Genomic DNA, 26576 nt, shown 5'->3' with positions numbered 1-26576 from the left:
TGTGCTGGGCGTACGCACAAGTCACTCCAGAAAACACCGATCAAAAAGATAAACGCTGGCCGGTTTGAGATTTTCCACCGTGCGTTGCGGTCGGCCGCCGTCGCCGGCTTTTTTACGACCGGTTTCCTGCAAATAACCGGCCTCGGTCATTTTCAGCAGACGCTGGCGCATGCTGGTCTTGAGCACCGGACGACCGAGCACCACGGAGAAAATATCCACCGCTTCCGGCGCGCTGAATTCCGGGCCCAGGAACATCAGCGGCAGGCTGCTGTAGAGGGCTTTGGACAACAACCGTTCCTGGACCGCCGCGACCAGGCTGTTGTGATCGAAAGGAAGTTTGATCGAGGCATCAGCGACATCCTTGAGGGGGAAAAATCCCTGATGCTCGGCGAGCAGGACCGCCTCGTTGGCAACCGCCAGGTAGAACGTCGTGGATGACCAGCAGCGTGGGTCGCGGAACGCGTCGCCGACGGTGCCGACCTGTTCGATCCAGGCCAGCGGCATGCCTACCTTGTTTGAATTGCGCAGGCGCTCCACGGCGTCGTTCAGCGTGAGATCTTCGACATCCCCATTGACCACGATCCCGGGCAACGCCCAATGGCCGGCGAACGGCTCGGCTTCCCGTCGGTTCAGGAGGATTTCCAGCGCCTGGGTCTCCCGGCAGAAGCGCAGCACGCAGAGGTCGATGGTGTGCAGATAACCGCGCGCGGTGGCTGTGCTAGTAGGCATGTCGATTTCCGTGGTTAGCGTAAAGGTCATAGTTTAACGGGTTCATGCCGGGAGCTATCCAGTGGCTGGGCAGCGGCTTGCCCAAGGCCAGTCGTTCGCGAACCACCGTGCTGCGCACGTGGATCTTTTCGCTCACGCGAAGGATGGAAAAACGCTCAAGCAGTTCCTGGCCGCGATAGAAAGTCGGCAGCAAATCCGCGACATCCTCGCCCACCACCAACGCGATCCGCTTGCCGTCCAGGGCCAGGCTGTCGGCGAAATGGGCGAGCAGGGTATAGCTGTAGATGGCGCCTTCAACGCCACGGGCCACGACCTGCTCCACCCGGCTTGCGCGCACTTCGGCGTAGCACAGGGGCTGGACGTGTTCGACGATGGATTCCAACCAGTTCAGGCGAACGTCATAGTCGACCATCTGTTTGCCGTAGGGATGCCGGAAGCTAGGGGCGACCAACACGCGCCTGGCCTGGTTCGAGGCCTCGATCATCACCTGGGCGTGACCGGCATGAGGGGGATTAAAAGCACCACCATAGACGGCTATTTCGAACATGGCTCATTCTCTTTTAGTACACAACATGTACTTTATAGTAAAAATCCTCCATGTAAACCTGATTGGCTTTCAATGAATGGTCTTTGGCGTGAAACAAACCTGTCGAAAATTATCTTTCGAGAAAGGCTTGCCTTGAAAGTACATCATATGTACTCTCGTGGTCATTGAAGAGGAGAAAACCAGCATGAACAGCCTGACCCGGAAAACAGCTTCCTTCGATGTCGATGCGCAAAAGAGCTTTACGCCGCTGTGCCCTGATGAGCTTCCGGTGCCGGGCGGTGATGAGATTGCCGGTGAGCTGAATTTCATCGCGTCCCTGGCCAGCCTTCGCATCGGCAGCAAGGATGCCCATTCGCCCTTGGCCCCGTGGGTGGTCTCCGATCATTCGAAAATGTTCGTGCCGACCGGGCTCGAGCACGCCGACATCACCTGGGTCAGCCACTGCGTTCCCGGCACCGAAGGTTTCGCCCTGCTGGATCAACTGCCGGCCCCATACGATTACGACTATTTCGTCTGGAAGGGCGTCGAGCCGGATCTGCACCCCTATGGCGCTTGCTACCACGACTTGCACGGCAAGCTCTCCACTGGCGTGATCGAGTATCTGAAAGGGTTGAAAGTGGAGCAGGTAATTGTCGGCGGGCTGGCGCTGGATTTCTGCGTCAAGACCACCGCTCTGCAACTGGCCTCCGCTGGCTTCAAGGTCATCGTTCACCTCCCGGCCTGCCGGGCCATCAGTGAAACGGGGGCCAACCAAGCCATTCAAGACCTCGAGCAAGCGGGCGTCGCGGTTACCGCCACTCGCGAAGAAACCATCCGCTTGGCAAACGCATAAGGAAGAGCCATGGACAGCGCATTCGACTCAAGCAGCGGCACTATCCAGAGTCTTCTGGACACCGACTACTACACCTTCACCATGATGCAGGCGGTCTTGCACCAGCACCCGGATGTGGAGGTGGAATACCAGTTCATCGTGCGTTCCAAGGAGCGGCTCGCTCACTTGATTCCAGACATTCGTGTCGAACTGGAGAAGCTCGCCGGGTTGCAACTACGCGAAGGCGAGCAGCGGTTTCTGTTCAACAAGCGTTTCCGTGAATACCTGACACCGGATTTCGAACAGTTTCTCGGTCTGTTTCGCTTCAACCTGCGCTACATCCACGTTTCGGAAGTCGACGGCCAACTGCACATTCGTGTCCGTGGGCCGATGCTGCACTGCATCATGTTCGAACAACCGGTATTGGCGATGGTCAGCGAGCTGCGCAATCGTGAGAAGTATCCGGAAGTCGAGTTGGCCGACGTTACTCGCAAGCTGTACCAGAAGTTTGAATGGCTGGAGAAGAATGCCAGTCGTGAAGAACTTGCCGAGTTTCGTGTCTCGGATTTCTCCACCCGCCGGCGGCTGTCATTCAGGGCCCAGCGTGAAGTAGTAAATGTCATGCGCAGCGATTTCCCCGGGGTCTTTGTCGGTACCAGTAACGCTCACCTGGCGTACGAATTCGATCTCCCCTTGATCGGCACAATGGCGCACCAATGGTTGATGGTGCACCAGCAACTTGGCCGGTTGAGTGAAAGCCAGAACGCGGCTTTGGAGAACTGGGTGCACGAGTATCGCGGCCGGCTCGGTATCGCGCTGACGGACTGCATCAGTACGGATTTCTTCCTCAAGGATTTCGATCTGTACTTTGCCAAGCTCTATGACGGTCTGCGGCAGGATTCCGGTGACCCGATCGTCTGGGCTGACAAGGTGCTGGGGCGTTACCAGGAGCTGGGCGTCGATGCGCGCACCAAGGACCTGATGTTCTCCGATGGCCTCAATTTCGAAAAATGCCTGCCGATCCTGCGCCACGTTCGTGGCAAGGCGAAATTCGGCTTCGGCATGGGCACCAGCCTGGCCTGCGACGTCGACGGCGTCGAACCGCTGAGCATCGTCATGAAACTGGTGCGGGTGCATGGCGAGCCCGTAGTCAAGTTTTCCGACGATCCGATCAAGAACGTGTGTGAAGACGCCTCATTTTTGCGCTACGCCGCTCAAGTGTTCAACGTCGCCCTGGTCAATCCACAAATGGGAGCCTGATATGACTTCGCTTCAGCAAGAGAGCATTGCCCGGGAGCTGGGCATCGACCGTCAACTGCAACAGGGCGGCGAAGCCGCCGAGATTGCTCGCCGCGTCGAGTTTATAAAGCAGGTGCTGCGTGAGTCGGGTTGCAAGTCCCTGGTGTTGGGGATCAGTGGCGGCGTCGACTCCCTTACTGCCGGCCGTCTTTGCCAGTTGGCAGTGGAGCAACTGCGCAATGAAGACTACACGGCGCGGTTTATTGCGGTCCGGTTGCCGTACAAGGCCCAGGCGGACGAGCGAGACGCCCAAGCGTCCTTGGACTTCATCCGGCCGGACTCGATCACCACCAGCAACATCGGTGCTTGTGTTGACGGGCTGATGGGTCATATCGCTGTCGACGGCTTGCAGCCTTCGGCCGAACTCATCGACTTCGCCAAAGGCAATGCCAAGGCCCGGGCACGGATGCTGGCCCAATACGCCATTGCCAATCTCAGCAACGGGCTGGTGGTTGGCACCGATCACGGGGCAGAGGCGGTGATGGGATTTTTCACCAAGTTCGGCGACGGTGCCTGCGATTTGGCACCGCTGTCCGGGTTGACCAAAACCCAGGTGCGATTGTTGGCCGACGCGATGGGTGCCCCCGCTTACCTGGTGCGCAAGGCACCGACCGCCGATCTGGAAGACCTGGCACCTGGCAAGTTGGATGAAGTGGCATATGGATGCAGCTACGAGGAAATCGATGCGTACCTGATGGGTGAAGCGGTGTCTCCCAAGGCCCGAGAAATTATTGAACGCGCTTACCAGAAAACGGCTCATAAACGCGCATTGCCACGCGTCCCGGCATCACGTTGAATGAGCCGGGTATTGAAGTGAGTTTTCTGGTCCCGAACGGAGTGGGTCAATGACACAGCCAATCAGCACGCAAGACCGTGTACGCATCAAGAATGTCGAAATCCTCTCGGACAACTGGTACATCCTGCGTAAGACTACCTACGATTACCTCGGTCGCAACGGCCAATGGCGCGAGCTGACGCGCGAAACCTATGACCGTGGCAACGGTGCGACCATCCTGCTCTACAGCAAGGCCAAGCAAACCGTAGTGCTGACCCGGCAATTCCGCTTCCCGGCGTTCGTCAACGGGCACGACGGCCTGTTGATCGAAACCTGCGCCGGCCTGTTGGACAACGACGACCCGCACACCTGTATCCGCAAGGAAACCCAGGAGGAAACCGGCTATATCGTGCGGGACGTGCGCAAGGTGTTCGAGGCGTTCATGAGCCCAGGGTCGGTGACCGAACGTGTGCATTTTTTCGTCGGTGAGTATTCCGATGAGGACAAACAGCACGAAGGCGGCGGGCTTGAGGCGGAGGGCGAGGAAATCGAGGTGCTGGAGATGCCTCTCGATCAAGCCTTGGGCATGATCGAAACCGCCGAGATCTGCGACGGCAAGACCATCATGTTGCTGCAGTACGCCAAGTTGCATCGGTTGCTGGATTGACCCGGTTGGCCCGCGCGGCGCCGAATCGCTCGCGATAGGTTGAGGGCGGCAGGCCCACGGCGTTGCGGAACGCCGCCCGAAAACTCTCCACCGACCGGTACCCGCAAGCCTGGGCAATGCAGGCTGTGCGCTGGTCGGTACTTTCCAGCAGCTCCCGTGCCCGGTTCAGGCGTTCCTGCTGTAGCCAGGCCTTGGGCGGCAGGCCAGTGTTTTCAACGAAGCGCCGCAGGAAAGTCCGTTCGCTCATGGCGACGCGGGCAGCCAGGTCGGCGACGTTGAGCGGCTGATCCAGATGTTCTCGAACCCAATGCAGGATCCGTGTCAGTTCATTGCGCGGCGATTTATCCACAGGCGCCGCTATGAATTGCGACTGGCCGCCGGTTCGCTGTGGTGCCATCACCAGACGGCGGGCCACCGAATTGGCGATGTGGGTACCGAAATCCCGGGCGATCAAATGCAGGCAGGCGTCGATACCGGCGGCGCTGCCGGCCGAGGTGATCAACTGGCCGGCATCGACATACAGCACGTTCGGGTCAACGGTGATTCGGGGGAATCGCTCGGCGAGCAGGGATGAGAATTGCCAATGGGTGGTTGCGGTCTTGCCATCCAGCAATCCGGTGGCGGCCAGTGCGAACACGCCAGAGCAGATGGACAGTAAGCGGGCACCGCGGGCATGAGCGCGGCGCAATGCTTGCAGCAACGCTTCAGGTGGCGGTTCATGGTGGCTGCGCCAGCCGGGAATGATGATGGTTCGTGCGCTATCCAGCGCTTCGAGTCCCGCGTCGACAGCTATGCGCAGGCCTCCCAGCGCATGCATCGGCCCAGGATCGACGGCAACGATCTGATGGCCGTACCACGGGACATCCAGTTCCGGACGCGGCAGGCCGAATATCTCCAGAGCGATGCCGAATTCGAATACGCAAAGACCTTCATAAACGAGGATCGCCACTGTTCCGGGGTGAGCGTGCATTTGGCGTGATTCCACCGTTTATTGTCATGCGCTGCACTGTAGCGGACAGCCTTGCTTTCCTACAATCGTCGTCAGGAAATCGGCGAAACCTCGACGGTAGGGCCTCGCGAAGCGGGCAAGGAAAATCAAAAATGATGAAGATCGCCGTGGTGGGATGTACTGGCGCAGTAGGCATGACCATGCTGCAATTGCTCGAAGATACCGACCATGAAGTGGTCTGCATGGCCTCGGAACGTTCCGCTGGCAAGCGCTTGGCGGTGGGCGGGAGCCGCCATCTGATCGAGTCTTTCTCGGTGGAAGGTTGCGCCTCGTGCGATATCGTTTTCCTGTGTGTTTCCGGTGCCTTTGCCCTGGAATACGGTGAGCGCCTGGCTGAAAGGTCGTATGTAATCGATAACTCCTCGGCGTTTCGTTACCACGAAGCAATTCCACTGCTGGTGCCGCCTATCAACGGCCGGCGTTACCGGGGCGAAAAACTGATTGCCAACCCCAACTGCTCGTCGGCCATCGCGTTGATGGTGCTGGGTCCGCTGCACGACGCGTTCGGGTTGGAGAGCGCGATCATCTCTACGTATCAGGCGGCCAGTGGGGCGGGGCAGCCGGCGATGCTCGAGCTGCGGGAGAAAGCCAGGTCCTTCAGCGACTACGGTGATCGCGATGACAGCGAGTACTTCGCCCATAACCTGGCGTTCAACGTGATTCCCCAAGTCGACTCATTCGAAGCCAATGGTTACACCCGTGAAGAGATGAAAGTGGTCTGGGAGTTGCGCAAGGTTCTCGACGAACCGGCGTTGGCTGTCAGCACCACTGCGGTCAGGGTGCCGACGTTGCGGTCCCACGCCGAGAGTCTGAGCCTGCGCTTCAAAAAACCCATCCAGTCGCTGGATCGCGTGCGCACGCTGTTACATAACGCGTCAGGGGTCGAAGTGGTGGATGAGCCTGAGTTCGGCGCTTATCCGATGCCCATGACCTCAACCTACAAACATGCGGTGGAGGTTGGGCGGATTCGCTACAGCCTGATATATGGCGAGCATGGGTTGGACCTGTTCATCAGCGGCGATCAGTTGCTCCGTGGTGCGGCGCTGAACGCTTTCGAAATCATGCAGTTGATCAGCGATTGATCAAAACGCACAGCAGTCCTGACGGTTGCCCGTTGCTGTTCAGCTGGACTGTGCCTCGCTGTCGTCCTGCATATCGTCCAGGTACTCCGGCTGGTCGGTCTGCTCCAGCAGTTCGGTGACGACGCTGAAGTCGCTGATTTCGATGGCGCCTGTGCCATGGCCGAGCAAGTGAAAGGAAAACGCCTTGCGCGGTTGCGGGTTGTCGAAATGAATGTCCATCACCAGCGGTTGATCGGCGGTTACCGTCACGTCGGTGGGCAAGTCCATCGTCACGTCCTGCTCGAACTCCTTGGCCTTGAGGGAAATGTAGGCGGCGTGATCGTTTTCCACGGCGCGAATGGTCAGGCTGACGCGGGTGCGGGTGCCCTTGGGCATTTCCAGGTATTGTGCGCCGATCAGGTTGTCGGTCCAGTCGTTGGAGACCTGGGCGGGAAGGGTGATTTTCTCGGCGCTGCCGAACTGGTAATGCTGGTTCACCGATGAACTCAGCAGTGTCTGGTCCAGCGCGTTGGCCCGGGCGCTGATCAGCCTCGCGCGCTGGCCGCTGTATTGACCCAGGTACGTGGCGCGGTCGGCGATGAAGCCTTCGCTGGCGTAATACCGGCAGCGCTGCTGGAAATCGCATTCGGTAAAGGTGCCTTTGCCATCGTGGTAGCGCAGCTTGCCGTTGGTGAACGACATGATTTCCCGGCCCGCCGCGTAGTCCCTGAACAGAGAGCGGCCGGATAACGAGGTGGGCACCGCGTATCCGAAGTAATCGAGGATCGACGCGCTCAGGTCGACGTGGCCATGGACGCCTTGCTTGGTTCGCGGCAACGGCTCCGGCGCCAGCGTCAGGTTGAAGCCCCAGGACGATGCCAGGCGCACATCGTCGATGCCATGGGATTCGTCCGAGGTGATGACCACCAAGGTATTTTCCAGGATGCCCTGGCGTTCGAGGTTTGTCAGGAAGCTGTCCAGCGCGTCGTCCAGATAACCGACGGCGGCCTGTTTGGCGGTGTCGTAGCGCTCCAGGTAGTCATCTGGCGCCGAGTACGGCTGATGCGTGCCCACGGTCAGCAGGGTGAGCATCCAGGGTTTGTCTGCCTGTTGCAGTTGTCCGACGTAGTCCAGCGCGCCTTCGAAAAAGGTCTTGTCGTCCTTGCCCCAGGGAAACTCGAGGTAGGCCGGTCGGGTGAACCACTCCATGCCCAGGGTCGTGTCGAAGCCGATATGCGGCATGATCCGGTCCTTGGCCATGAACCGCAGGCCGGCACCCTGCAGGAAATGAGTCGAAAAGCCGTGCTTGCGCAATTGGGCCGGTAGGCAGGCCTGGTTGCGTTGGCGCTGGTTGAGCATTTCGACGCCCTTGGGCGTGCCATCGTCGAGCTTGTCGTAGTCACCGCAGAGCATTGCGTACAGGCCACGGATGGTCTGGTGGCTGTGCAACACGTAGTCGGGCGTGTTCATGCCGCGCTCGGCCCAGGTGCTGAGGCGCGGCATAAGGTTTTCCTGATAACTGCTTTTCAGCGCTTGGCGGTTGGTTTCCAGATAGGCACCGGGAATGCCCTCCAGGGCGATGATCAGCACATTGCGCGCGCTACCCGGCTCGGTGAGGAGTTTCTGCCCATCCAGATCGAGCCGGGTAAGCCCGTGCATCGGTGGCGCCTGGTCCGGCGTATCACCTGCGAGCCATTGTTCGATGTGCTCCTGGCCGGCGGCGACGCCAGCCGTCATCAGCTGATGAGGCAGGTTGAACAGATTCCACTGGTCTGCCTCGCTGGGGCGCCAGGTTTGCGCCGTGCCGTGGGCCAGGAAAAACACCATGGGGATCGCCCAGGCATGGCGGGGCAAGGGAGGTGCCTGGCGGCTCCGATTGGCCCATCGGCTGGCCAGCCAGAGTGTCAGGGCCGCCAGCATGATCGCGGCGAGCCAGGGATGCGCAAAGCCGCCGCTGGTGGAGTTCTCGACGAATTGCGGATCGACCAGGTATTGAATGTCCGCCGGGGTGGGCATCCTTCCGACGGCATTGACCAATTCGATGCTGACCAGGGTCAGCGCACACCAGGCCAGCAAAACCGGCAATGCCAGCCACCAGGGGCGTCGATGCAAGAGCACGATCAACAAGCTGCCGATGGCCATGTCCGACAGATAGCCCAGCGGGTCGGACCAGCCGAGCAGGAGGCGCAGGCCCATGGGGACCAGGAGCACGTATCCGGCCAGGGCGCAGATGGCAGCGTGGGGGTGGGTGAGAGCTCGGTAAAGAAAATTCACGGAAACGGGCCTTTCGGTTAACCATCCATCAAACATCGCGCAACCTTGGTGGGAGTGAGCCTGCTCGCGAAAATCAGCTGTCAGCGACGCAATGGTGGCTGACAGATAGCTTTCGCGAGCAGGCTCGCTCCCACAGGGTTTTCCTTTGGTCATGAATCTGTCATGACAATGTGCTCGATGGTACCAAGCGTAGCGGTCCTCGGCGGGTCGATGTCCTGCGCCGGGCTGCGGTTCGCCCGCCTGACCCCCTACAATGGCGGTACGGCGCGGCTTTGAGGCGTAGGCATAACTTGTATCAGGATTTCTCATCGGGGGACGGATGGACAGGTTTCAGGAAATGCAGGTGTTTGTCGCCGTCGCCCAGGACTGCGGATTTTCAGCGGCTGCCCGGCGCCTGGGCTTGTCGGCGGCGAGCGTGACACGCGCCGTGGCGGCACTGGAACAGCGTATCGGTACGCCGCTGCTGGTTCGTACCACCCGCAACGTTTACCTGAGCGAAGCGGGCCAGCGCTTTCTTGAGGACTGTCGGCGGATCCTCGGCGATTTGCAGGAGGCCGAGGATTCGGCGGCCGGCAGCCACGCCCAGCCCCGCGGACAACTGACGATTACCGCGCCCGTGCTGTTCGGCCAGTTGTTCGTCATGCCGGTGCTGGTGGATTACCTGGGGCGATTTTCCGAAGTTTGCGTCAACGCCTTGCTGCTGGATCGCACCGTCAGCATGGTCGAGGAGGGCATTGATGTCGCGGTGCGCATCGGCGAGTTGCCCGACAGCAGCCTGCATGCCGTGCGTGTCGGCGAGGTGCGGCGCGTGGTGTGCGGTTCTCCGGAATTCTTCGACCAGCATGGCCGACCCGAGCATCCGCAGGATCTGGAGCGGATGCCCGTGGTGTCGTCATCAGCCATCGGCCAGGTCAGGAACTGGACGTTCATCGAGGCCGGTCAGCCGTTGTCGGTCCGGCCCACGCCCCGGCTCGTGGTCACGGCCAACCAGGCTGCCATCGGCGCGGCGTGCCAGGGGTTGGGGATGACCCGGGTCCTGTCCTATCAGGTTGCGAACAATATCGCGGCCGGCGAGCTGGAAATCGTCCTGGCCGATTTTGAGCTGCCGCCATTGCCAATCCACGTGGTGTATCAGGGCGGGCGCAATGCGCCGGCGCGGGTTCGCAGTTTTGTCGACTTCATGGTGAGTGCAATACGAGAACATCCAGCCTTGAAGAACTGACGCATTGTTTCGCCTGCAGAAATAATGGATTGCGTTTGCAGGTGATTCCATAGCTCCGCGCTTGAGCAGAAGATGACTCCATCGACGCCGCAAACCGATGGCGTCATTCTCGGCGGAGTCGACCATGAACCCTATCAAGCTCTATCACTTCCCACTGTCCGGCCATGCGCACCGTGTCCAGCTGATGCTTTCCTTGCTTGAGTTGCCGGTCGAGGTCAATTTTGTCGACCTGGCCAAGGGCGCGCACAAACAAGCGGATTTCCTCGCAATCAACCCGTTCGGCCAAGTACCGGTGATCGATGATAACGGTGTGGTACTGGCCGACTCCAACGCCATTCTGGTGTACCTGGCAAACAAGTACGGCGAGGGCCGCTGGCTGCCAACGGACCCGGTCGGCGCCGCTCGCGTCCAGCGCTGGTTGTCGGTAGCGGCCGGGCCATTGCATGCCGGACCGGCCACCGCGCGCCTGATCACCGTGTTCGGTGCTTCTCATAACGCCGAGGATGTGATCGCACGTTCCCACAACCTGCTCAAAGTCATCGACCAGGAACTGAGCAATAGTGCCTATCTGGTCGGTGACACTCCGACCATCGCCGACATCGCAGGCTACAGCTATATCGCCCATGCGCCAGAAGGCAACGTTTCGCTGCAGGACTATGCCCATGTGCGCGCGTGGCTGGCGCGGATCGAAGCCTTGCCTGGGTTCGTGGGGATGCCGCGTACCGTTGTCGGCTTGCAAAAAGAGGCCTGAGCAACAGGCACAAAGTGGCGAGCGTGCAACTGCCCTCGCCACTTGTTTCTGTGGAGCCCCGGAAACGTTAATCTGCCAGCCTTTTCCCGGGGTGGCTTCGCTTCATGACTTTTATCCACAGGCTGACGCTGACCTTCGCCGCATTGTTTTTGAGCGGCTGCGACCAGCCCCCTCTGCCTGCCCTCGATCAGCAACTTTATATCTGGCAACGCCAGTGGACGCCGGCCCATGAACTGGCGCTGAGCCAGAGCCGTGCTGACTTTTCCAGCCTGCGGGTGCTGGCGCTGCAAGCCTTCCCGGGCGCCGGCTGGAGCCACGCGCGGATCGATCCGGCATTGCTCAAGGCTGACGGTCGGCCGTTGATAGCGGTGATTCGCCTGGATGGCCAGCTCAAATCCCTCGATCAGGACGAAATAATCTCGCGGATCCAGCAGTTGCTGGCCGACTGGCAAACCCTGGACCTGGCGCCGATGGGCATCGAAATCGACCACGATGCCGGTAACGCAAGGCTGCCAGCCTATCGGAACTTCCTTGTCCGCTTGCGGCAGGCCTTGCCGGCCGCCTTGCAGCTCAGCATCACCGCGCTGCCGGCCTGGCTCGACAGCCCCGAGTTGCCCGGTCTGTTAAAGGTTGTGGACAGCAGCGTCCTGCAGGTACACGCGGTCAGCGATCCGCGTCAGGGGCTTTTCGATCCCAGCCAGGCTCAACGTTGGGCCCAGCGCTGGGGCGACCTCACCACACGCCCGTTCTACCTGGCCTTGCCGGCCTATGGCGTGGCGCTGCTGACCGAAGAAAACGGCGCACCGGTGGTGGAAAGCGAAGTGCCCATCGACCGCGGCGGCGAGCGCCGGGAGTTGCTCGCCGATCCACGACAAGTGGCCGGGCTTGTCGCGCAACTGCGCGCCGAGCCGCCAGAGCATCTGGCCGGATTGATCTGGTTTCGCCTGCCGCTGGCGGGGGACCGGCGCGCCTGGAGCCTGGCCACTCTTGGCGCGGTGGCGCGTGGTGATCGCCTGGACAGTCAATTGACTCTGCGCCTGCAAGAGCAGGGCGGACTCTATGACATCCGGCTGGTGAACCAGGGCAATCTCGACAGCCCCTGGCCGCAGCGGCTGACACTCGCCGTGGGCGGGTGTGATGGCGTCGATGCCTTGGCCGGTTATACGTTGCAACAAACCCCCGGACTGCTTACCTTCACCCGCATCCAGGAAGGCCGCTTGGCTGCCGGTGCCCAACGGGCGATCGGCTGGGCGCGCTGTACAAAAATCGACCAAGGAGGAATGAATGTCTACCCGTAAGTGGCCTCGTCGCCTGCTGTGCCTGAGCCTCGGTTTACCGCTGTGCCAGGCATTGGCCTGCGGGCCGGATTTTCCGATGCGCCTGCTGGATAACCGGGCCCAATCGCTGGCGGAGCTGCCCGAGGGCAGCTTTCGCTTCGAGGTCAGTCGTCTCGGCCAGGCCATCGCCGGATTGAAGCCGGCTACGGAGGCGACACGCAACCCTGACTACAGCTACGACGATGTGTCTTCCTACGTGGACCAACGCAACAAGGCCGAACAGCTTGGCCTGACGCCACCGCAGCAAGCCGTTGTGGAGCGCTTGCGGGCAATCAGCGATATCGAGCAGGTCACCGCCGAAGCGGCCAACCTGCCCGCCGAGCTGCGGCTGTACGCAATCGGAGCGGCAGCGTTCAACGCTGGCGATCATCTGCGCGCAGCCGAATCATTCCAGCAACTGCTGGCGCTGCCGGCCGACGAGCGCCGGTTGCGCAGTACCTGGGCGGCGTACTCCCTGGGGCGGGCGCTGTTCGCCATGAGCACCGAGGCTGGCCGTGGCGAACCGGCTGCCTTGCGGGATCAGGCACGGCAGGCGTTCCGCCAGGCTCGCGAATTGACTATCGCCGGCTTCAGCGACCCCTTGGAGCTGGGCGTCGCCAGTCTGGGCGAAGAAGCCAGGGTGGCCTACACCGCCGATGACTGGGACAGCGCCATCGGACTGTATGCGACCCAGAATCTGCAAGGCTCCCCGGTTGGCTACAGTTCGCTGCTGCAGTTGGCGGGCGGCCTCAGCGTCGAGTCGGAGGAGCGCCTGGGCGAATTGCTCAAGGCCAAGGCCGTGCAGCGCCTGGTGACTGCTTATCTGCTCAGCCGCGTCGGCTGGTGGGACGGCGAAGAACCCTCCGGCGAGAAAACCCTCCTCAAGCTGTTGCAAGCCAGCGCCCAGGGCAACCTCGATGATGCCGACCGCTTGGCGGCAGTGAGTTATCAACACGCTGACTACGACAGCGCGAAAGCATTTGCACAAAAGGCCGGCGACAGCGGACTGGCGTGGTGGGTAAGGGCCAAGCTCGCGCTGCGCGAAGGCGACAAATCCGCTGCGGCCGCCGCCTATGCCAAGGCCGCCCAGGCGTTTCCGAAGGACGAATCCTGGGGCGACCGCCGTACGCCGGATTGGGACTACGAGACGGTACAACCCAAGTGCCGAATCGAAGGCGAAAGCGCGATCCTGGCCTTGCAGAGAGGCGACTACCTGCAGGCTTTCGACCAGCTTTATCGCGGCCAGAACAACTATTGGTACGACGCCGCAACGGTCGCCGAGCGTGTGCTGACCGTCGAGGAGCTCAAGCAGTACGTTGATGCCCAGGTCCCGGCACCGCCGCCGTTGAGCCAGGAAGATCGAGACAACTACGTACAGTTGTCGGTGGCGGCGAACCTGCGCAACCTGCTGGGGCGTCGTTTGCTTCGCGAAGGACGCTACGACGAGGCACCGGCTTATTTCGACAATCCCGAGCTGCAGGACAAGGCTCGCACCTATGGGCAGTTGCGCCAGGATGCGGAATCCAAATGGTGGCCGACCAGCCGTGCCGAGGCGTATTTCAAGGCGTCGGTGATCGCGCGCAGATCAGGAATGCAATTGCTGGGCTACGAAATGGCGCCGGATTACGCCAGCCTGGACGGCAACTACAGTTTTGAGCCGGTGGAACTGAAGGTCGGGCCGCTGGTGGCCGACGGCGAGGTCCAGCGCCAGCAGGCCAGTGCCGCCCAACCGGACATGCGTTACCACTACCGTTTTGTCGCCACGGCGCTGGCCAGCCAGGCCGCCGATCATCTGCCGCACACCAGCCAGGCGTTTGCGGCGGTGCTGTGCAGGGCGGTGGGGTACAACTCAAGCCTCGAAGAACAAAGCGCGCTGTATCAGCGTTATGTGAAGGACGGCCCCTACGTGGAATGGGCCTGGGATTTCGGCCGTCAGTGCGAGGAACCGGCATTCGACCAGGCGGACAAGCGCTACCTCACTCAGGCCCTGACGCCGATTCGCTCGGCGCTGCGGCCGTTCAAGACAGGGTTGGAAGTGGGTGGCGCGGTGCTGGTGGTGGCCGTGGTGCTGGCGCTGATCAGTCGGCGCAAGCGCAAGGCTCGCATGGCAGCGAGCTGACAACGGATCTGAATGTGGCGAGGGAGCTTGATCCCTCGCCACAGGTGTTCCATTCAGCCGGGTGACTACATCTGCGTCGCCATCCCCTCCACGTTCATCGCTGCTTGGCGCAACGCCTCCGAGCGAGTGGGGTGAGGGTGGCAGATCAGAGCGATGTCCTCGGCCGAGGCACCGAATTCCATCGCTACGCAGTACTCTCCGATCATCTCGCTGACGCTCGGGCCTACCAGATGCACGCCGAGAATTTCGTCGGTGCGCTCGTCAGCCAATACCTTGGCGAACCCCTCGGTTTCATGATTGATCTTCGCCCGGCTGTTGGCGGTGAACGGAAATTTCCCGACCTTGTAGGCGCGGCCTTCGGCCTTGAGCTGCTCTTCGGTCTTGCCGACGCTGGCCAGTTCAGGACGGGTATAGATGACGTTGGGGATCAATTCGTAATTGACTTCGCCGGCCTTGCCAACAATCTGTTCGATGCAGGCCATGGCCTCATCTTCGGCCTTGTGCGCAAGCATCGGCCCGGACGTCACGTCGCCGATCACCCAGAAGCCAGGCGCTTCGGTGCGGTGGCGCTGGTTGGTGAGCATGCCGCGTTGGTCGGTCGCCAATCCTGCATTTTCCAGCCCCAGGCCCTGGGTATAAGGCCGACGGCCGATGGCAACCAGTACGTAGTCGGCGTCCAGGGTTTGCGCCTCGCCTCCGGCCGCGGGTTCAATTTGCAGTTGCACGCCGCTCGCCGAGGAAACGGCGCGGGTCACCTTGGCGCTCAGCTTGAACTGGATGCCCTGCTTGGCCAGCGCCCGCTGCAGGGTCTTGCCGGCTTCGCCGTCGACGCCTGGACAAATGCGGTCGAGGTATTCCACGACGGTGACCTCGGCACCCAGGCGCCGCCAGACTGAACCGAGTTCAAGGCCGATGACGCCAGCGCCGATCACCACCAGGTGCCGAGGCACTTCGCTCAGGGACAACGCACCGGTGGAATCGAGAATGCGCCGGTTATCGATGTCGACCCCCGCCAGTGGCGTCGGCTCGGAGCCGGTGGCGATGACGATGTCCTTGGCACTCAGTTCGGTCTTGCCACCGTCCTCACCGGTGACGGTCACTTTGCCGGGGCCGTCGATATGGCCCCAGCCCTTGATCCAGTCAACCTTGTTTTTGCGAAACAGAAACTCGATGCCCTTGGTCAGGCCCGCGACGCTTTCATCCTTTTGTTTTATCATTTGCGCGAGGTCGAGGGTGGGGCTGACGTTGATGCCCAGCTGGGCGAATTCCGAGCCCTTGGCTGCTTCGTACAGTTCGGAGGCGTGCAGCAACGCCTTGGAAGGCACGCAACCGACGTTCAGGCAAGTGCCGCCGAGGGTGGCACGGCCTTCCACGCAGACCGCCTTCAACCCCAACTGTCCGGCCCGGATCGCTGCGTTATAGCCGCCAGGGCCGCCGCCCAGAATGATCACGTCGTAATTGCTCATTACCGGTTTCCTCATGTCTGGCGAAAAATTATGACCGTAATATGAGCGTTTTCGCGGATAACGGTCAAGGCTTAAGTCAAGCGTTCGCCGCAGGGTTTGCCATGAAGAATTCAAAACGGAAATTTCACAGCGTTGGTTATAAGGTAACGACATGTAACGGAGCGATGCGGTGACGTAGGCCTCGCGTGTCCGGTTCTCGAATGCCACAAGCAGTGGAGTGACATGCAAGTCGATCTGGAAATAGACGGGGCACACGTGGCCGACTGGCCGCGCTTCCAGCGCGCCGCATTCCAAGGGCTGCGCTTGAAGCGGATCGCGCTCGTATTGGGCAGCCTTGCGGGGCTGGGGCTGGTGTCGGCGTTTTTCATCGGGCTTTTTTCGCCACAATCGATATGGCCGGCGTTGCTGGTGAGCCAAGGCGCGGCTTTATCGGTGCTGGTGGCCGGATTGCAATCGGCCTGGTGGATCACGCAATGGCGCAGCAAGGCCCTGCTGCCGGTGGTGGATATCCTGCCTGTTGAAGACGAGCCTGTTGATAACTCGGGTTGGTACGAGCGCCTGCTTGAGCGAATCAGCGCGCGCTGGATCGGTCTGCTGCAGCAAATCGGCGGACCGCTTCTGTGGCTTGCCGGCTGGGCGCTGCTGTCGTTGCTGGTTCTGGAGCAAACCTGGGACTTGGCGTTGCCTGCCGCTTCGCTTGGCGTGGCGGCCAGCGTCGGCGCGGTGCTTTCGTTAGTGCTGGCGTTCGGGTTGCTGGTGTTCGAGCGCCAACTGGCTCAACAGTCGCCGACCGAATGGCCCGAAGCGGCGCCGCTGGCGCAACTGACACGGGTGCCGATCATCGTGCTGGTACTGGCTGCTGTGTGTCTGCTCTTCGCCGGGGAGGCGTCCCTCTGGCCGGTACGCCTGGCGGTGCTGATCGGATTGTTGCCGGGCCTGGTGGCGGTGGAGTTGTTGCTACGCGCGCTGCTGGCGTTATTCAGCCCGCGCCGGAACACCTTGGAACCGGCGCTTCTGGGACGCAGTGTGGTCGCCGATCTGCTGCGCTGGCCGCCGCGACCGCTGTTGGCCTTGCAGCATGAGTTGCACAATCGTTTTGGCATCGACCTGCGCCAGATCTGGGCGTTCAGCTACATGCGCCGGGCATTTTTTCCGGTGCTGGCATTGGTAGCGCTGATGGGGTGGCTGCTGACCGGCGTGCATGAGGTGCCGCTGCAAGGGCGCGGCATCTATGAACGTTTCGGCAAGCCGGTACAGGTCTTTGGTCCGGGCCTCCACGCTGGTTTGCCATGGCCATTGGGCAGGGTATTGAGCGTCGAGAACGGTGTCGTCCACGAGTTGGCTACCAGCGGCGACGGCAAGACGGCCTCGGTCGCGGAACCGGCAGAGGGACCGGCTCCGGCTATCGCCAATCGGTTGTGGGATGCCAGCCACGTGAATGACAAATCCCAGGTTATCGCCAGCCGTCGCGCGGATCAGCAGAGCTTCCAGATCGTCAACATGGACGTACGCTTCGTCTATCGCATCGGCCTGACGGATGCAGCGGCGCTGGCGGCGACTTACCACAGTGCGGATGTGCCGACGCTGATTCGCAGCACGGCCAACCGCGTCCTGGTGCATGAATTTGCCTCGCGCACGCTGGATGGCTTGCTGGGTGCGGACCGTGTCAGCCTGGCGGAGGAAATCGGTCGCGCTGTACAGGCCGATCTGCAATCGCTCGATAGCGGTGTGGAGATCCTTGCGACAGTGGTCGAGGCGATCCATCCGCCGGCCGGCGCAGCGAATGCCTACCACGGTGTGCAAGCGGCGCAGATCGGCGCCCAGGCGTTAATCGCCCGCGAGCGTGGCGCCGCTGCGCAGCAGGTCAACCAGGCGCAACTGCAAGCCAGCACTGCCAACGACCAGGCCCAAGCCACGGCGCGTGAAATCAACGCCACTGCCCAAGCCGCCGACCTGCGCTTTCGCGCCGAGCGCCAAGCCTACGCGACGGCTGGCCATGCCTTCGTGCTGGAGCAATACCTCGGTCAACTGAGCCAGGGCCTCGGCAGCGCCAGCTTGCTGATCCTTGACCATCGCCTGGGCGGCAACGCCAATGCGCCGACCATTGACCTGCGCACTTTCACGCTGCCGGCGGATCCCGCATCGCCAAACCAACCTGTCCAGCCAGGAGCTGCCCATTGAGCCAGTCCTCTTCCCATGGTCATCACGACCATGCCGGTCACGATCACGGTCATGCCGGACATCACCACCATCATGGCGATCCGCAGCAAGCCGGCCCGTTTCCGTGGCGGCGGATGGGCTGGGCCGCGCTGCTGGTGGCGTTTGCCGTTGCGGCCGCCAGCCTGGTACAGGTGCGTTCGGGGGAGGCCACTGTCATTACCCGTTTCGGCAACCCGGCGCGGGTACTTTTGCAACCCGGCCTGGGCTGGCGCTGGCCGGCACCTTTCGAGGCGGCGATCCCGGTAGACCTGAGGCTGCGCACCACCTCCAGCGGATTGCAGGACGTCGGTACGCGCGACGGTCTGCGGATCATCATCCAGGCCTATGTGGCGTGGCAGGTCCAGGGTGACCCGGACCATGTGCAGCGCTTCATGCGCGCCGTGCAGAATCAGCCGGACGAAGCCGCGCGGCAGATTCGCACCTTCGTCGGCTCGGCACTGGAAACAACGGCGGCCAGTTTTGATTTGGCAAACCTGATCAATACCGACGCCAGTCAGGTGCATATCGCCGATTTCGAAGCCCAGTTGCGTCAGCAGATCGAGCAACAATTGCTCGCCACTTATGGCGTTCGGGTTTTGCAGGTGGGTATCGAACGTCTGACGCTGCCCTCGGTGACGCTCACCGCGACCGTGGACCGCATGCGTGCCGAACGTGAAACCATCGCCACGGAGCGCACAGCCATCGGCAAACGCGAAGCGGCGCAGATTCGCTCGGCGGCCGAACGCGATGCGCGGATCATGCAGGCTGATGCCACGGTTAAAGCAGCGAGTATCGAAGCGCAGTCCCGCGTCGAAGCAGCTGAAATCTACGGCAAGGCCTATGCCGGTTCGCCGCAGCTTTATAATTTGCTGCGCTCGCTGGACACCTTGAACACCATTGTCGGCCCAGGCACCAAACTGATCTTGCGCACTGATGCGGCACCGTTTCGCGTTCTGGTGGATGGTCCACCCGCCCTGGAGCCTAAAGGTGGAACACAACCATGAGCGTGGTTCCACGTGGAACAAATGAGTTATCCAGCCCGTGGATTCAAGCCGGGCGTCTGGCGTTCCTCGCGCTCTATGCTGTGACTGTCCTGGCGGCGTTGGCCTGGGTATTTTCTAATGTGCGGCAAATTGATCCGCAGAGCCGGGCGGTGGTTTTACACTTTGGTGCGTTGGACCGAATCCAGAACGCCGGTCTGTTGCTGGCGTGGCCGCGTCCCGTGGAGCAAGTAATTTTGTTACCGGCGGCAGACCGGGTGCTGGAGCGCCGGGTGGAAAGTCTGCTGCGTTCGGATGCGGCCTTGCAGGCTGATCGCGTCGCCAGTTTTGCCACGCCGGTCAGCGATGAACTCGCGGGCTCCGGTTATCTGTTGACCGGCGATGCGGGCGTGGTGCAACTGGATGTGCGGCTCTTTTACAAGGTCATCGAGCCTTATGCGTTTGTTCTCCAAGGCGAACATGTATTGCCAGCGTTGGACCGGTTGGCGACGAGAAGTGCCGTGGCACTTGCCGCGGCGCGGGACCTGGACACGATTCTGGTGGCCCGCCCCGAACTGATGGGTAGCGATACCCAGGCCGCGGAGCGACGTGAACGCTTGCGTGGCGACCTGGTGCAGGGCATCAATCGGCGCCTGGCTGACCTGACCGCGACAGGGCAGGGCTTGGGGATCGAAGTGGTGCGGGTCGACGTGCAATCGAGCCTGCCGGGGCCGGCGGTGAGCGCATTCAATGCGGTGCTGACGGCCAGCCAGCAGGCCGACAAAGCGGTCGCCAACGCCCGAACCGAGGCGGAGAAACAGACCCAGGCTGCCCGCGAGGAAGCCGACCGTGCGTTACAAGTCGCCCATGCCCAGGCCAGCGAACGACTTGCCAAGGCGTCGACCGATACAGCCTCGGTGTCGGGGCTGGCGAAAACCCAGGACAGCGATCCGCAGATGCTGCAGCGTCTGTACCGCGAACGCATGCCCGGGATTCTTGGTCGGGCTGGTTCCGTCACCACGGTCGACCCGAAAGACGATTCTCGTCTGATCATCCAGGGAGGCGGGCAATGACCGCGCAGAGTATCAACATGCCGATGCTGTCCACCGCCGAGCAACGCTCGGCCGCTCGGCAACTGACCCTGGCGATGCTCGCCCTCGGCTTGCTTGCCCTGGGCCTGGCCTGGCGCGTCTGGTTGCCGGAGCAGGGTACCGTCAGCCAACTGCTGTTGGGGTTTGCCTCGCTGTTGGTCGCGGTGCCGGTGATGCGCTCGGCCTGGTACAGCCTGCGTTATCCAAGCCTGCATGGGATTACCGATCAATTGATCGCCCTGGCGATGCTGGGGGCCTGGGCTACCGGCGACCTGCTGACGGCGGCGCTGTTGCCGATCATCATGATTTTCGGCCATGTGCTGGAAGAGCGCAGCGTCATCGGGTCCCAGGAAGCGATCGATGCCCTTGGCCAATTGACCCGCAGCCAGGGCCGCAAAGTGCAGGCCGATGGCTCGGTCATCGAAGTGGATAACGCTACGTTGCGACCCGGCGATGTAGTGGAAGTCCGCGCCGGCGACCGGGTGCCCGCCGATGGTCGTGTGCTGTCCGGCCAAGCGAGCCTCGACACCGCGCCCATTACGGGTGAGTCGGTGCCATTGGAGGCGGTGGCGGGTGTTGAAGCCTTTGGCGGCGCGATCAACCTCGACGGTCTGTTGCGCCTGGAGGTGACCCGCACCGGCGATGAATCGACGCTGGGCAAAGTCATTGCGCTGATGCAGAACGCCGAGCGCTCGAAACCGCCTATTACTCGTTTGCTGGAACGCTACGCCGGAAGTTATCTGGTGCTGGTGTTGTTGCTGGCGGCGGTTACCTGGTTTGTCACCAATGACGCCCAGGCGATGTTGGCGGTACTGGTCGCGGCGTGTCCCTGCGCCCTGGTGTTGTCAGCCCCGGCGACGGCCATCGCCGGGATTGCGGTGGCGGCGCGCCACGGCATCCTGATTCGCAGCTCGGCTTTTCTCGAGGAGCTGGCGGACCTCACCTCGTTGGTCATCGACAAGACCGGGACCCTGACCTACGGCACCCTGCGCCTGCAATCGATCGAAAGTACCGAGGACGACCCTGCCGCATTGCTGCCATTGGCCGCGAGCCTCGGATCGGCGAGCAGTCATCCGGTCAGTCGTGCCTTGGCGGGGCTGGTGACAGCGCAAGATTATCTGCCGCTGACCGATATTCACGAGCGCCAGGGCCTCGGGGTAGTTGCCATGACAGGGCTGGGGGAGGCCGCCCTTGGCCGACCCGAATTGTTTGCCCGGTTGGGCATCGAGACACCGACGGTTCCCAGTCATGACGGCCCGATCGCCGGCCTGGCACTGGACGGGCAGTTTCGCGCCTGGCTGCTGCTGGCCGACAGCGTCAAGCCGGAAGCGCGGGTGGCCATGACCGAACTGCGGGCGCTGGGGCTGGGTCGCCAGTTATTGCTCACGGGTGATCGCCAGAGCGTGGCCGCCGCCCTGGCGCACGATGTCGGTATCAGCGAGCTGCAGGCACAGGCGCTGCCGGAGGATAAGCTTGACCGGGTCATGGTCGAAATCGACCAGGGTTTCCGTCCGATGGTGGTGGGTGACGGGATCAACGATTCGCTGGCGCTGAAAGCCGGTGTGGTGGGCGTGGCGATGGGCGCGGGCGGTGCCGATATCGCCCTGGCGTCGGCGGATATCGTGTTGATCGGCAGTGATCTGCGACGTCTCGGAACTTGCGTGCGGTTGAGTCGCCAGTGTCGACGCACGTTGCAGGTCAACGTGATCATCGGCCTGGGCTGGACGCTGGCGATCGTCGCTTTCGCTGCGTTCGGCTGGCTCGGAGCAGCGGGGGCGATGATTGCCGCGTTGCTGCATAACCTGAGCACATTGCTGGTGCTGGGCAATGCGGGACGACTGCTGCGGTTTCACGAGCCCTTGGCGAAGATCCAGGCGAGTAGCCGCTGACGATCCCCGAGCGAACTGTAGCCTGCACCCGCAGTCTCTAGCGAGAGGGCCCACCAATCCACGCAGTCACCGCTCAGGCGGTAGATGGAAGACGATAGAAAAAGGCTATAAATTCGATAGCCTGCTATTTTTCCACGATGGTCTACCCTCATTTCAGACGTCTGAAACAATCTGAAACATGGGGAGGTTTTACATGCTGGCTCAACTTCCACCGGCCTTACAGAATTTGCACCTGCCGCTTCGGTTGCGGCTCTGGGACGGCCATGAATTTACGCTGGGTGCCGATCCCAGCGTCACGATTGTGGTAAAGGACCCACAAATGGTCGCGCAATTCACCCATCCCAGCCTGGATGCGCTGGGAGCGGCGTTTGTCGAAGGCAAACTCGAACTGGAGGGCTCGATCAACGAAGTCATCCGGGTGTGTGACGAGCTGAGCCAGGCTCTGGTGGACGAAGACGAGAGCCATCTGCCGGTGCGTGCGGTGCACGACAAGGAAACCGACGCCAAGGCCATCTCCTATCATTACGATCTGTCCAACGCGTTTTATCAACTCTGGCTCGACAGCGACATGGTGTATTCCTGTGCGTATTTCGAAACCGGCAGTGAAACCCTCGAGCAAGCGCAACAAGCCAAATTCCGCCATCTGTGCCGCAAGCTACGCCTGCAACCCGGCGATTACCTGCTGGACGTCGGATGCGGCTGGGGTGGGCTCGCGCGCTTTGCCGCACGGGAATTCGGCGCCAAGGTCTTCGGCATTACCCTGAGTAAGGCGCAGCTTGCGTTGGCGCGGGAGCGGGTAAAGGTCGAAGGCCTGGAGGACCAGGTAGAGCTCCAGCTTCTGGACTACCGGGACCTGCCCCAGGATGGCCGATTCGACAAAGTGGTCAGCGTCGGCATGTTCGAACATGTGGGGCATGCCAACCTGGCGCAGTACTGCAAGACGCTGTACGGCGCGGTCCGTGAGGGTGGGCTGGTGATGAATCACGGGATTACCGCCAAGCACACCGACGGGCGTCCGGTAGGTCGCGGCGCGGGTGAATTTATCGAAAAGTATGTATTCCCGAACGGTGAGTTGCCTCATCTGTCGATGATTTCCGCCGAGATCAGCGAAGCGGGGCTGGAAATTGTCGATGTGGAAAGCCTGCGCATGCATTACGCGCGCACTCTCGACCATTGGAGCGAGCGCCTTGAGGACAACCTCGAAGCCGCTTCCAGGGAAGTGCCGGAACAGGCGCTGCGGATCTGGCGTCTTTACCTGGCCGGCTGCGCCTATGCATTCGCCAAGGGCTGGATAAACCTGCATCAGATCCTCGCGGTGAAGGCCCACGCCGATGGTAGCCATGAGCTGCCCTGGACCCGCGACGACATCTACACGCCTTAAAGAATCGGCGAAATCAGCCGGGCGATCCGCATCCCGACCTTTTGCAGGCGGTGGGTTTCCCGGCTTTCCCGTTTGGCCACTTCGTGGGCCTGGGCGAAATCCTTTTCGAGCATCTGCTCGACCTCACTGGCAAAGGCCATGTCGACGGTCAGCAGCATGACTTCGAAATTCAGCCGGAACGAACGGTTGTCCAGGTTCGCGCTGCCGATGGCGCTGATTTCCCGGTCGATCAGCACCACTTTCTGGTGCAGGAAACCCGGCTCATAACGAAACACCCGCACGCCGGCGCGCACCGCTTCGAACGCATAAAGACTGGACGCAGCGTAGACGATCCGGTGATCCGGTCGCGACGGCAACAGGATGCGCACGTCCACGCCACGCAGCACGGCCAGGCGCAAAGCCGCGAAGACCGCTTCGTCGGGAATGAAATACGGCGTGGTTATCCAGATGCGTTCGCTTGCCGCGTGAACGGCTTCGACGAAGAACAGCGAGCAGGTTTCGTAGGCATCGGCCGGACCGCTGGCCAGCAGTTGGCAGAGCACTCCATCGTCCGGATAAGCGTCCGGCAGAATCAGCGGCGGCAGGGAGCGCGCCGCCCAGAACCAATCCTCGGCGAAGGACTCCTGCATGCTCGCTACCACTGGGCCGCGCACCTCTACATGAGTGTCGCGCCACGGTGCCAGGGGTGGTTTTTCCCCCAGGTATTCATCGCCCACGTTGTGCCCGCCGACGAACCCCAGCACGCCGTCCACGGCGACGATCTTGCGGTGGTTGCGAAAGTTGACCTGGAACCGGTTGAGCCAACCGCTGCGAGTGGCAAACGCTTTGACGTGAACGCCACCGTCGCGCAAGGCCTGGACATAACGATGGGGCAGGGAATGGCTACCGATACGGTCGTAAAGCAGATAGACCGCCACACCTTCAGCGGCTTTCTTCAGCAGCAACGCATGCAAGCGCTGACCGAGCCGGTCATCGTGGATGATGAAAAATTGCACCAGAACCGCTTCGCGAGCGCTCTCGATGGCCTGGAAAATCGCTTCGAACGTAGCTGGGCCATCAACCAGCAGACGCACCTGATTGTTTGCCAGACACGGCGTGCGTCCCAACTTCGGCATGGCTCGTAACGAGGCGTAGGCCTGGGACGCGCGAGCGGCCAGCGCTTCTTCGACCCAGGGGCGCCAGTTGAGCTCGGAGATCGCCTTGCGCATTTCCTCGTTGGCTTGTCGACGTGCCTTGATGTAGCCGTCGAAGGTGCTGCGGCCGAAGACCAGGTAAGGAATCAATGTCAGGTAGGGGATGAATACCAGCGACAGGGCCCAGGCAATCGAGCCCTGGGCGGTACGCACCGTCAGCACCGCATGGACGGCGGCGATGGAGCCGAGGGTATGGAGCAGCGCGATCAGGTAACCGAAAACATGCGGGCCAAAAAAATCCATGGGGCTGCCTTGCTCCTGAAACTTCAATGCTTAACAGACCATGTTCCACGGCGAATGTCGCTATTTAATTCACTCGGCGCGGGTCTGAACCGAAGCCTGAAGGCGGCGTCTAACGGCCACTTGTCCTCTGGAGTTTGTACAATGAATGTTCGTCTGCTGGGTTTGGCCTTGGCCGTTGGCTTGTCGGTTCCTGTGGCGGCTCAGGCGCAGATGCTTCAACCAGGCTTGTGGGAATTGACGACCAGCAACATGAAAGTCGACAACCAGAACCTGCCGGACCTTCAATTGATCCTTGGTCAACTGCAGAACCAGATGACGCCTGAACAGCGGGCAATGCTCGAAAAGCAGGGCATCACCATGGGGGGCAAGGGGATTCGGGTGTGCCTGACGCCGGCACAGGTGCAGACCAATGACATCCCGCTGCAGGATCCGCAATCAGGCTGCAAGCAGCAGATCACCGAGCGTACCGGCAACCAGTGGAAATTCCGCTTCAGTTGCCCGAAAGCCCAGGGCAACGGTATCGCGACATTCCAGAGCGATCGCGAATTCACCACCAAGGTCAATGGCACGTTCAACGCCACGGGTATCCAGCAGAACGGCAGCCTGGACACCCGCGCCGTATGGCTGGGGCAGGATTGCGGGACGGTCAAGCCAAGGGCTTGAACAGCGGCCTGTTATCAGGGCCGCCCCAGTGCCTCGTAGAGTGTGTTGAGGTTGTATTCGAAGAGACCGGTAAAGGTGCTGGCCGGTCCGCTGGCGGCGAGTGCATCGGAGTACAGCGTGCCACCGATGTGCGCGCCGCTTTCGTCGGCGATCTGCTTGAGCAGGCGCGCGTCCTTGATGTTTTCCATGAACACGGCTTTGACTTTTGCCTGACGAATCTGGGTGATCAACGCAGCGACTTCCGCGGCTGACGGTTCACGCTCGGTAGACAACCCTTGCGGCGCCAAAAACTCGATACCATAAGCCTGGCCCAGGTAACCGAACGCATCATGGGACGTGACGATTTTGCGATTGCCCGGTGGCAACGCAGCGAACTTCGCCTTGGCTTCGGCGAGTAGTGCATAAATCTTCTTCAGGTACGCCTGGCTGTTACGTTCGTAGTCGGCCTTGTTCACCGGGTCGGCGGCCTCCAATGCCTTGGTGATGTTGCCGACATAAAGCACGGCGTTGGCGAGGTTATGCCAGGCGTGCGGGTCGGGGATGGTCTCGCCATCTTCTTCCAGCGAGCGTGGAATCACGCCGCGGCTGGCACTGATGACCGGGGCACCGGTTTCGGTGCTGGTCACCAGGCGATCCAGCCACGGCTCGAAGCCCAACCCATTCTTGATGATCAGTTTCGCCCCGAGCAATGCCTTGGCGTCGTCCGGCGTGGGTTCATAGGTATGTGCGTCAGCGTCCGGCCCCACCATGTTGGTGATCTGGACATGCTCGCCGCCGACTTGTCGGGTCATGTCGGCAAGGATGCTGAAGCTGGTCACCACCTTGAGTTTTTCGGCAGCAGGCAGGGACATGGACAGCATCAAGCTGAATATCAGGAGCAGGGCGCGCATC

22 protein-coding genes are annotated in these 26576 nt (G+C 61.5%); 15 read left to right on the top strand and 7 right to left on the bottom strand.

Annotated features, from left to right (window positions below; genetic code table 11):
- Nucleotides 1-21: 21 nt before the first annotated feature.
- Nucleotides 22-729, bottom strand: coding sequence for an NUDIX hydrolase (locus tag J3P89_RS28235; protein ID WP_434696336.1), 708 nt, complete (start codon nt 727-729; stop codon nt 22-24).
- Nucleotides 719-1276: an adenylyltransferase/cytidyltransferase family protein gene (locus J3P89_RS28230; RefSeq protein ID WP_434696334.1), complete on the bottom strand. Its 558-nt coding sequence runs from the start codon at nt 1274-1276 to the stop codon at nt 719-721. Before J3P89_RS28230 ends, J3P89_RS28235 begins: the two co-directional genes overlap by 11 nt.
- 184 nt (nt 1277-1460) lie before the next feature.
- On the opposite strand from J3P89_RS28230, the gene J3P89_RS28225 reads away from it, so the two are divergent.
- The 4 genes from J3P89_RS28225 to nudK are packed head-to-tail and all read left to right on the top strand — an operon-like array spanning nt 1461 to nt 4828.
- Nucleotides 1461-2108: a nicotinamidase gene (locus J3P89_RS28225; RefSeq protein ID WP_434602355.1), complete on the top strand. Its 648-nt coding sequence runs from the start codon at nt 1461-1463 to the stop codon at nt 2106-2108.
- A gap of 9 nt (nt 2109-2117) precedes the next feature.
- Nucleotides 2118-3347 (top strand): nicotinate phosphoribosyltransferase, encoded by a 1230-nt coding sequence (pncB, locus tag J3P89_RS28220; RefSeq protein WP_434696333.1) that lies wholly within the window; start codon nt 2118-2120, stop codon nt 3345-3347.
- Nucleotide 3348: 1 nt separating this feature from the next.
- A complete protein-coding gene (gene nadE / locus J3P89_RS28215; protein WP_434602358.1) occupies nt 3349-4182 on the top strand; it encodes an ammonia-dependent NAD(+) synthetase in 834 nt (277 codons plus the stop codon).
- A 49-nt stretch (nt 4183-4231) separates the two neighbouring features.
- A complete protein-coding gene (gene nudK, locus J3P89_RS28210; protein ID WP_434696332.1) occupies nt 4232-4828 on the top strand; it encodes a GDP-mannose pyrophosphatase NudK in 597 nt (198 codons plus the stop codon).
- On the opposite strand, the gene ftrA is transcribed toward nudK, so the two are convergent.
- On the bottom strand, nt 4785-5798 hold the full coding sequence (ftrA, locus tag J3P89_RS28205; protein WP_434696331.1) for a transcriptional regulator FtrA: 1014 nt from the start codon (nt 5796-5798) through the stop codon (nt 4785-4787). The two genes, nudK and ftrA, sit on opposite strands and share 44 nt — an antisense overlap.
- A gap of 131 nt (nt 5799-5929) precedes the next feature.
- On the opposite strand from ftrA, the gene J3P89_RS28200 reads away from it, so the two are divergent.
- Nucleotides 5930-6919 carry an aspartate-semialdehyde dehydrogenase gene (locus J3P89_RS28200; protein ID WP_434696330.1) on the top strand — a complete coding sequence of 330 codons (990 nt, stop codon included), beginning with the start codon at nt 5930-5932 and terminating at the stop codon, nt 6917-6919.
- A 39-nt stretch (nt 6920-6958) separates the two neighbouring features.
- Here J3P89_RS28200 and J3P89_RS28195 read toward each other — a convergent pair whose 3' ends face one another.
- Nucleotides 6959-9172: an LTA synthase family protein gene (locus J3P89_RS28195; RefSeq protein ID WP_434696329.1), complete on the bottom strand. Its 2214-nt coding sequence runs from the start codon at nt 9170-9172 to the stop codon at nt 6959-6961.
- Between the two features lie 319 nt (nt 9173-9491).
- Between J3P89_RS28195 and J3P89_RS28190 the strand changes: the two genes are divergently transcribed.
- The 4 genes from J3P89_RS28190 to J3P89_RS28175 all read left to right on the top strand — a co-directional run bounded on the left by J3P89_RS28190 (nt 9492) and on the right by J3P89_RS28175 (nt 14580).
- Entirely contained in the window at nt 9492-10394 is a 903-nt protein-coding gene (locus J3P89_RS28190) for a LysR family transcriptional regulator (protein WP_434626856.1), read from the top strand.
- Nucleotides 10395-10518: 124 nt separating this feature from the next.
- The gene (locus tag J3P89_RS28185) at nt 10519-11145 is read left to right on the top strand and encodes a glutathione S-transferase family protein (protein WP_434696327.1); all 627 of its coding nucleotides are present in this window, start codon (nt 10519-10521) and stop codon (nt 11143-11145) included.
- A 104-nt stretch (nt 11146-11249) separates the two neighbouring features.
- Nucleotides 11250-12443 carry a DUF3142 domain-containing protein gene (locus J3P89_RS28180; RefSeq protein WP_434696326.1) on the top strand — a complete coding sequence of 398 codons (1194 nt, stop codon included), beginning with the start codon at nt 11250-11252 and terminating at the stop codon, nt 12441-12443.
- Entirely contained in the window at nt 12430-14580 is a 2151-nt protein-coding gene (locus tag J3P89_RS28175; protein ID WP_434696325.1) for a hypothetical protein, read from the top strand. Before J3P89_RS28180 ends, J3P89_RS28175 begins: the two co-directional genes overlap by 14 nt.
- A 65-nt stretch (nt 14581-14645) precedes the next feature.
- On the opposite strand, the gene lpdA is transcribed toward J3P89_RS28175, so the two are convergent.
- Nucleotides 14646-16046 (bottom strand): dihydrolipoyl dehydrogenase, encoded by a 1401-nt coding sequence (lpdA, locus tag J3P89_RS28170; RefSeq protein ID WP_434696324.1) that lies wholly within the window; start codon nt 16044-16046, stop codon nt 14646-14648.
- A 222-nt stretch (nt 16047-16268) separates the two neighbouring features.
- Between lpdA and hflK (J3P89_RS28165) the strand changes: the two genes are divergently transcribed.
- From hflK (J3P89_RS28165) to cfaB, 5 genes are all read left to right on the top strand, one after another.
- Nucleotides 16269-18227, top strand: coding sequence for a protease modulator HflK (gene hflK, locus J3P89_RS28165; RefSeq protein WP_434696323.1), 1959 nt, complete (start codon nt 16269-16271; stop codon nt 18225-18227).
- A complete protein-coding gene (gene hflC, locus J3P89_RS28160) occupies nt 18224-19249 on the top strand; it encodes a protease modulator HflC (RefSeq protein ID WP_434696321.1) in 1026 nt (341 codons plus the stop codon). The genes hflK (J3P89_RS28165) and hflC overlap by 4 nt, the downstream gene beginning before the upstream one ends.
- Nucleotides 19246-20298: a protease modulator HflK gene (gene hflK, locus J3P89_RS28155; protein WP_434570654.1), complete on the top strand. Its 1053-nt coding sequence runs from the start codon at nt 19246-19248 to the stop codon at nt 20296-20298. The genes hflC and hflK (J3P89_RS28155) overlap by 4 nt, the downstream gene beginning before the upstream one ends.
- Entirely contained in the window at nt 20295-22205 is a 1911-nt protein-coding gene (locus J3P89_RS28150; RefSeq protein WP_434696320.1) for a heavy metal translocating P-type ATPase, read from the top strand. Before hflK (J3P89_RS28155) ends, J3P89_RS28150 begins: the two co-directional genes overlap by 4 nt.
- A 193-nt stretch (nt 22206-22398) precedes the next feature.
- Nucleotides 22399-23586 (top strand): C17 cyclopropane fatty acid synthase CfaB, encoded by a 1188-nt coding sequence (gene cfaB / locus J3P89_RS28145; RefSeq protein ID WP_434696319.1) that lies wholly within the window; start codon nt 22399-22401, stop codon nt 23584-23586.
- Here the strand turns inward: cfaB and cls are convergent.
- A complete protein-coding gene (gene cls / locus J3P89_RS28140) occupies nt 23583-25022 on the bottom strand; it encodes a cardiolipin synthase (protein WP_434626838.1) in 1440 nt (479 codons plus the stop codon). The genes cfaB and cls overlap by 4 nt on opposite strands.
- Before the next feature lie 141 nt (nt 25023-25163).
- Here cls and J3P89_RS28135 point away from each other — a divergent pair, with 141 nt between their 5' ends.
- Nucleotides 25164-25685, top strand: a complete 522-nt coding sequence (locus tag J3P89_RS28135; protein WP_434570647.1) for a DUF3617 domain-containing protein — start codon at nt 25164-25166, stop codon at nt 25683-25685.
- A 14-nt stretch (nt 25686-25699) separates the two neighbouring features.
- Here J3P89_RS28135 and J3P89_RS28130 read toward each other — a convergent pair whose 3' ends face one another.
- On the bottom strand, nt 25700-26575 hold the full coding sequence (locus tag J3P89_RS28130) for a metal ABC transporter substrate-binding protein (protein WP_434696318.1): 876 nt from the start codon (nt 26573-26575) through the stop codon (nt 25700-25702).
- Nucleotide 26576: the final 1 nt, after the last annotated feature.

Origin of the sequence: Pseudomonas sp. Z1-14 (assembly GCF_051132005.1) — a bacterium.
Lineage (GTDB): Bacteria > Pseudomonadota > Gammaproteobacteria > Pseudomonadales > Pseudomonadaceae > Aquipseudomonas.
This window is presented reverse-complemented; position numbering and strand designations above follow the sequence as displayed.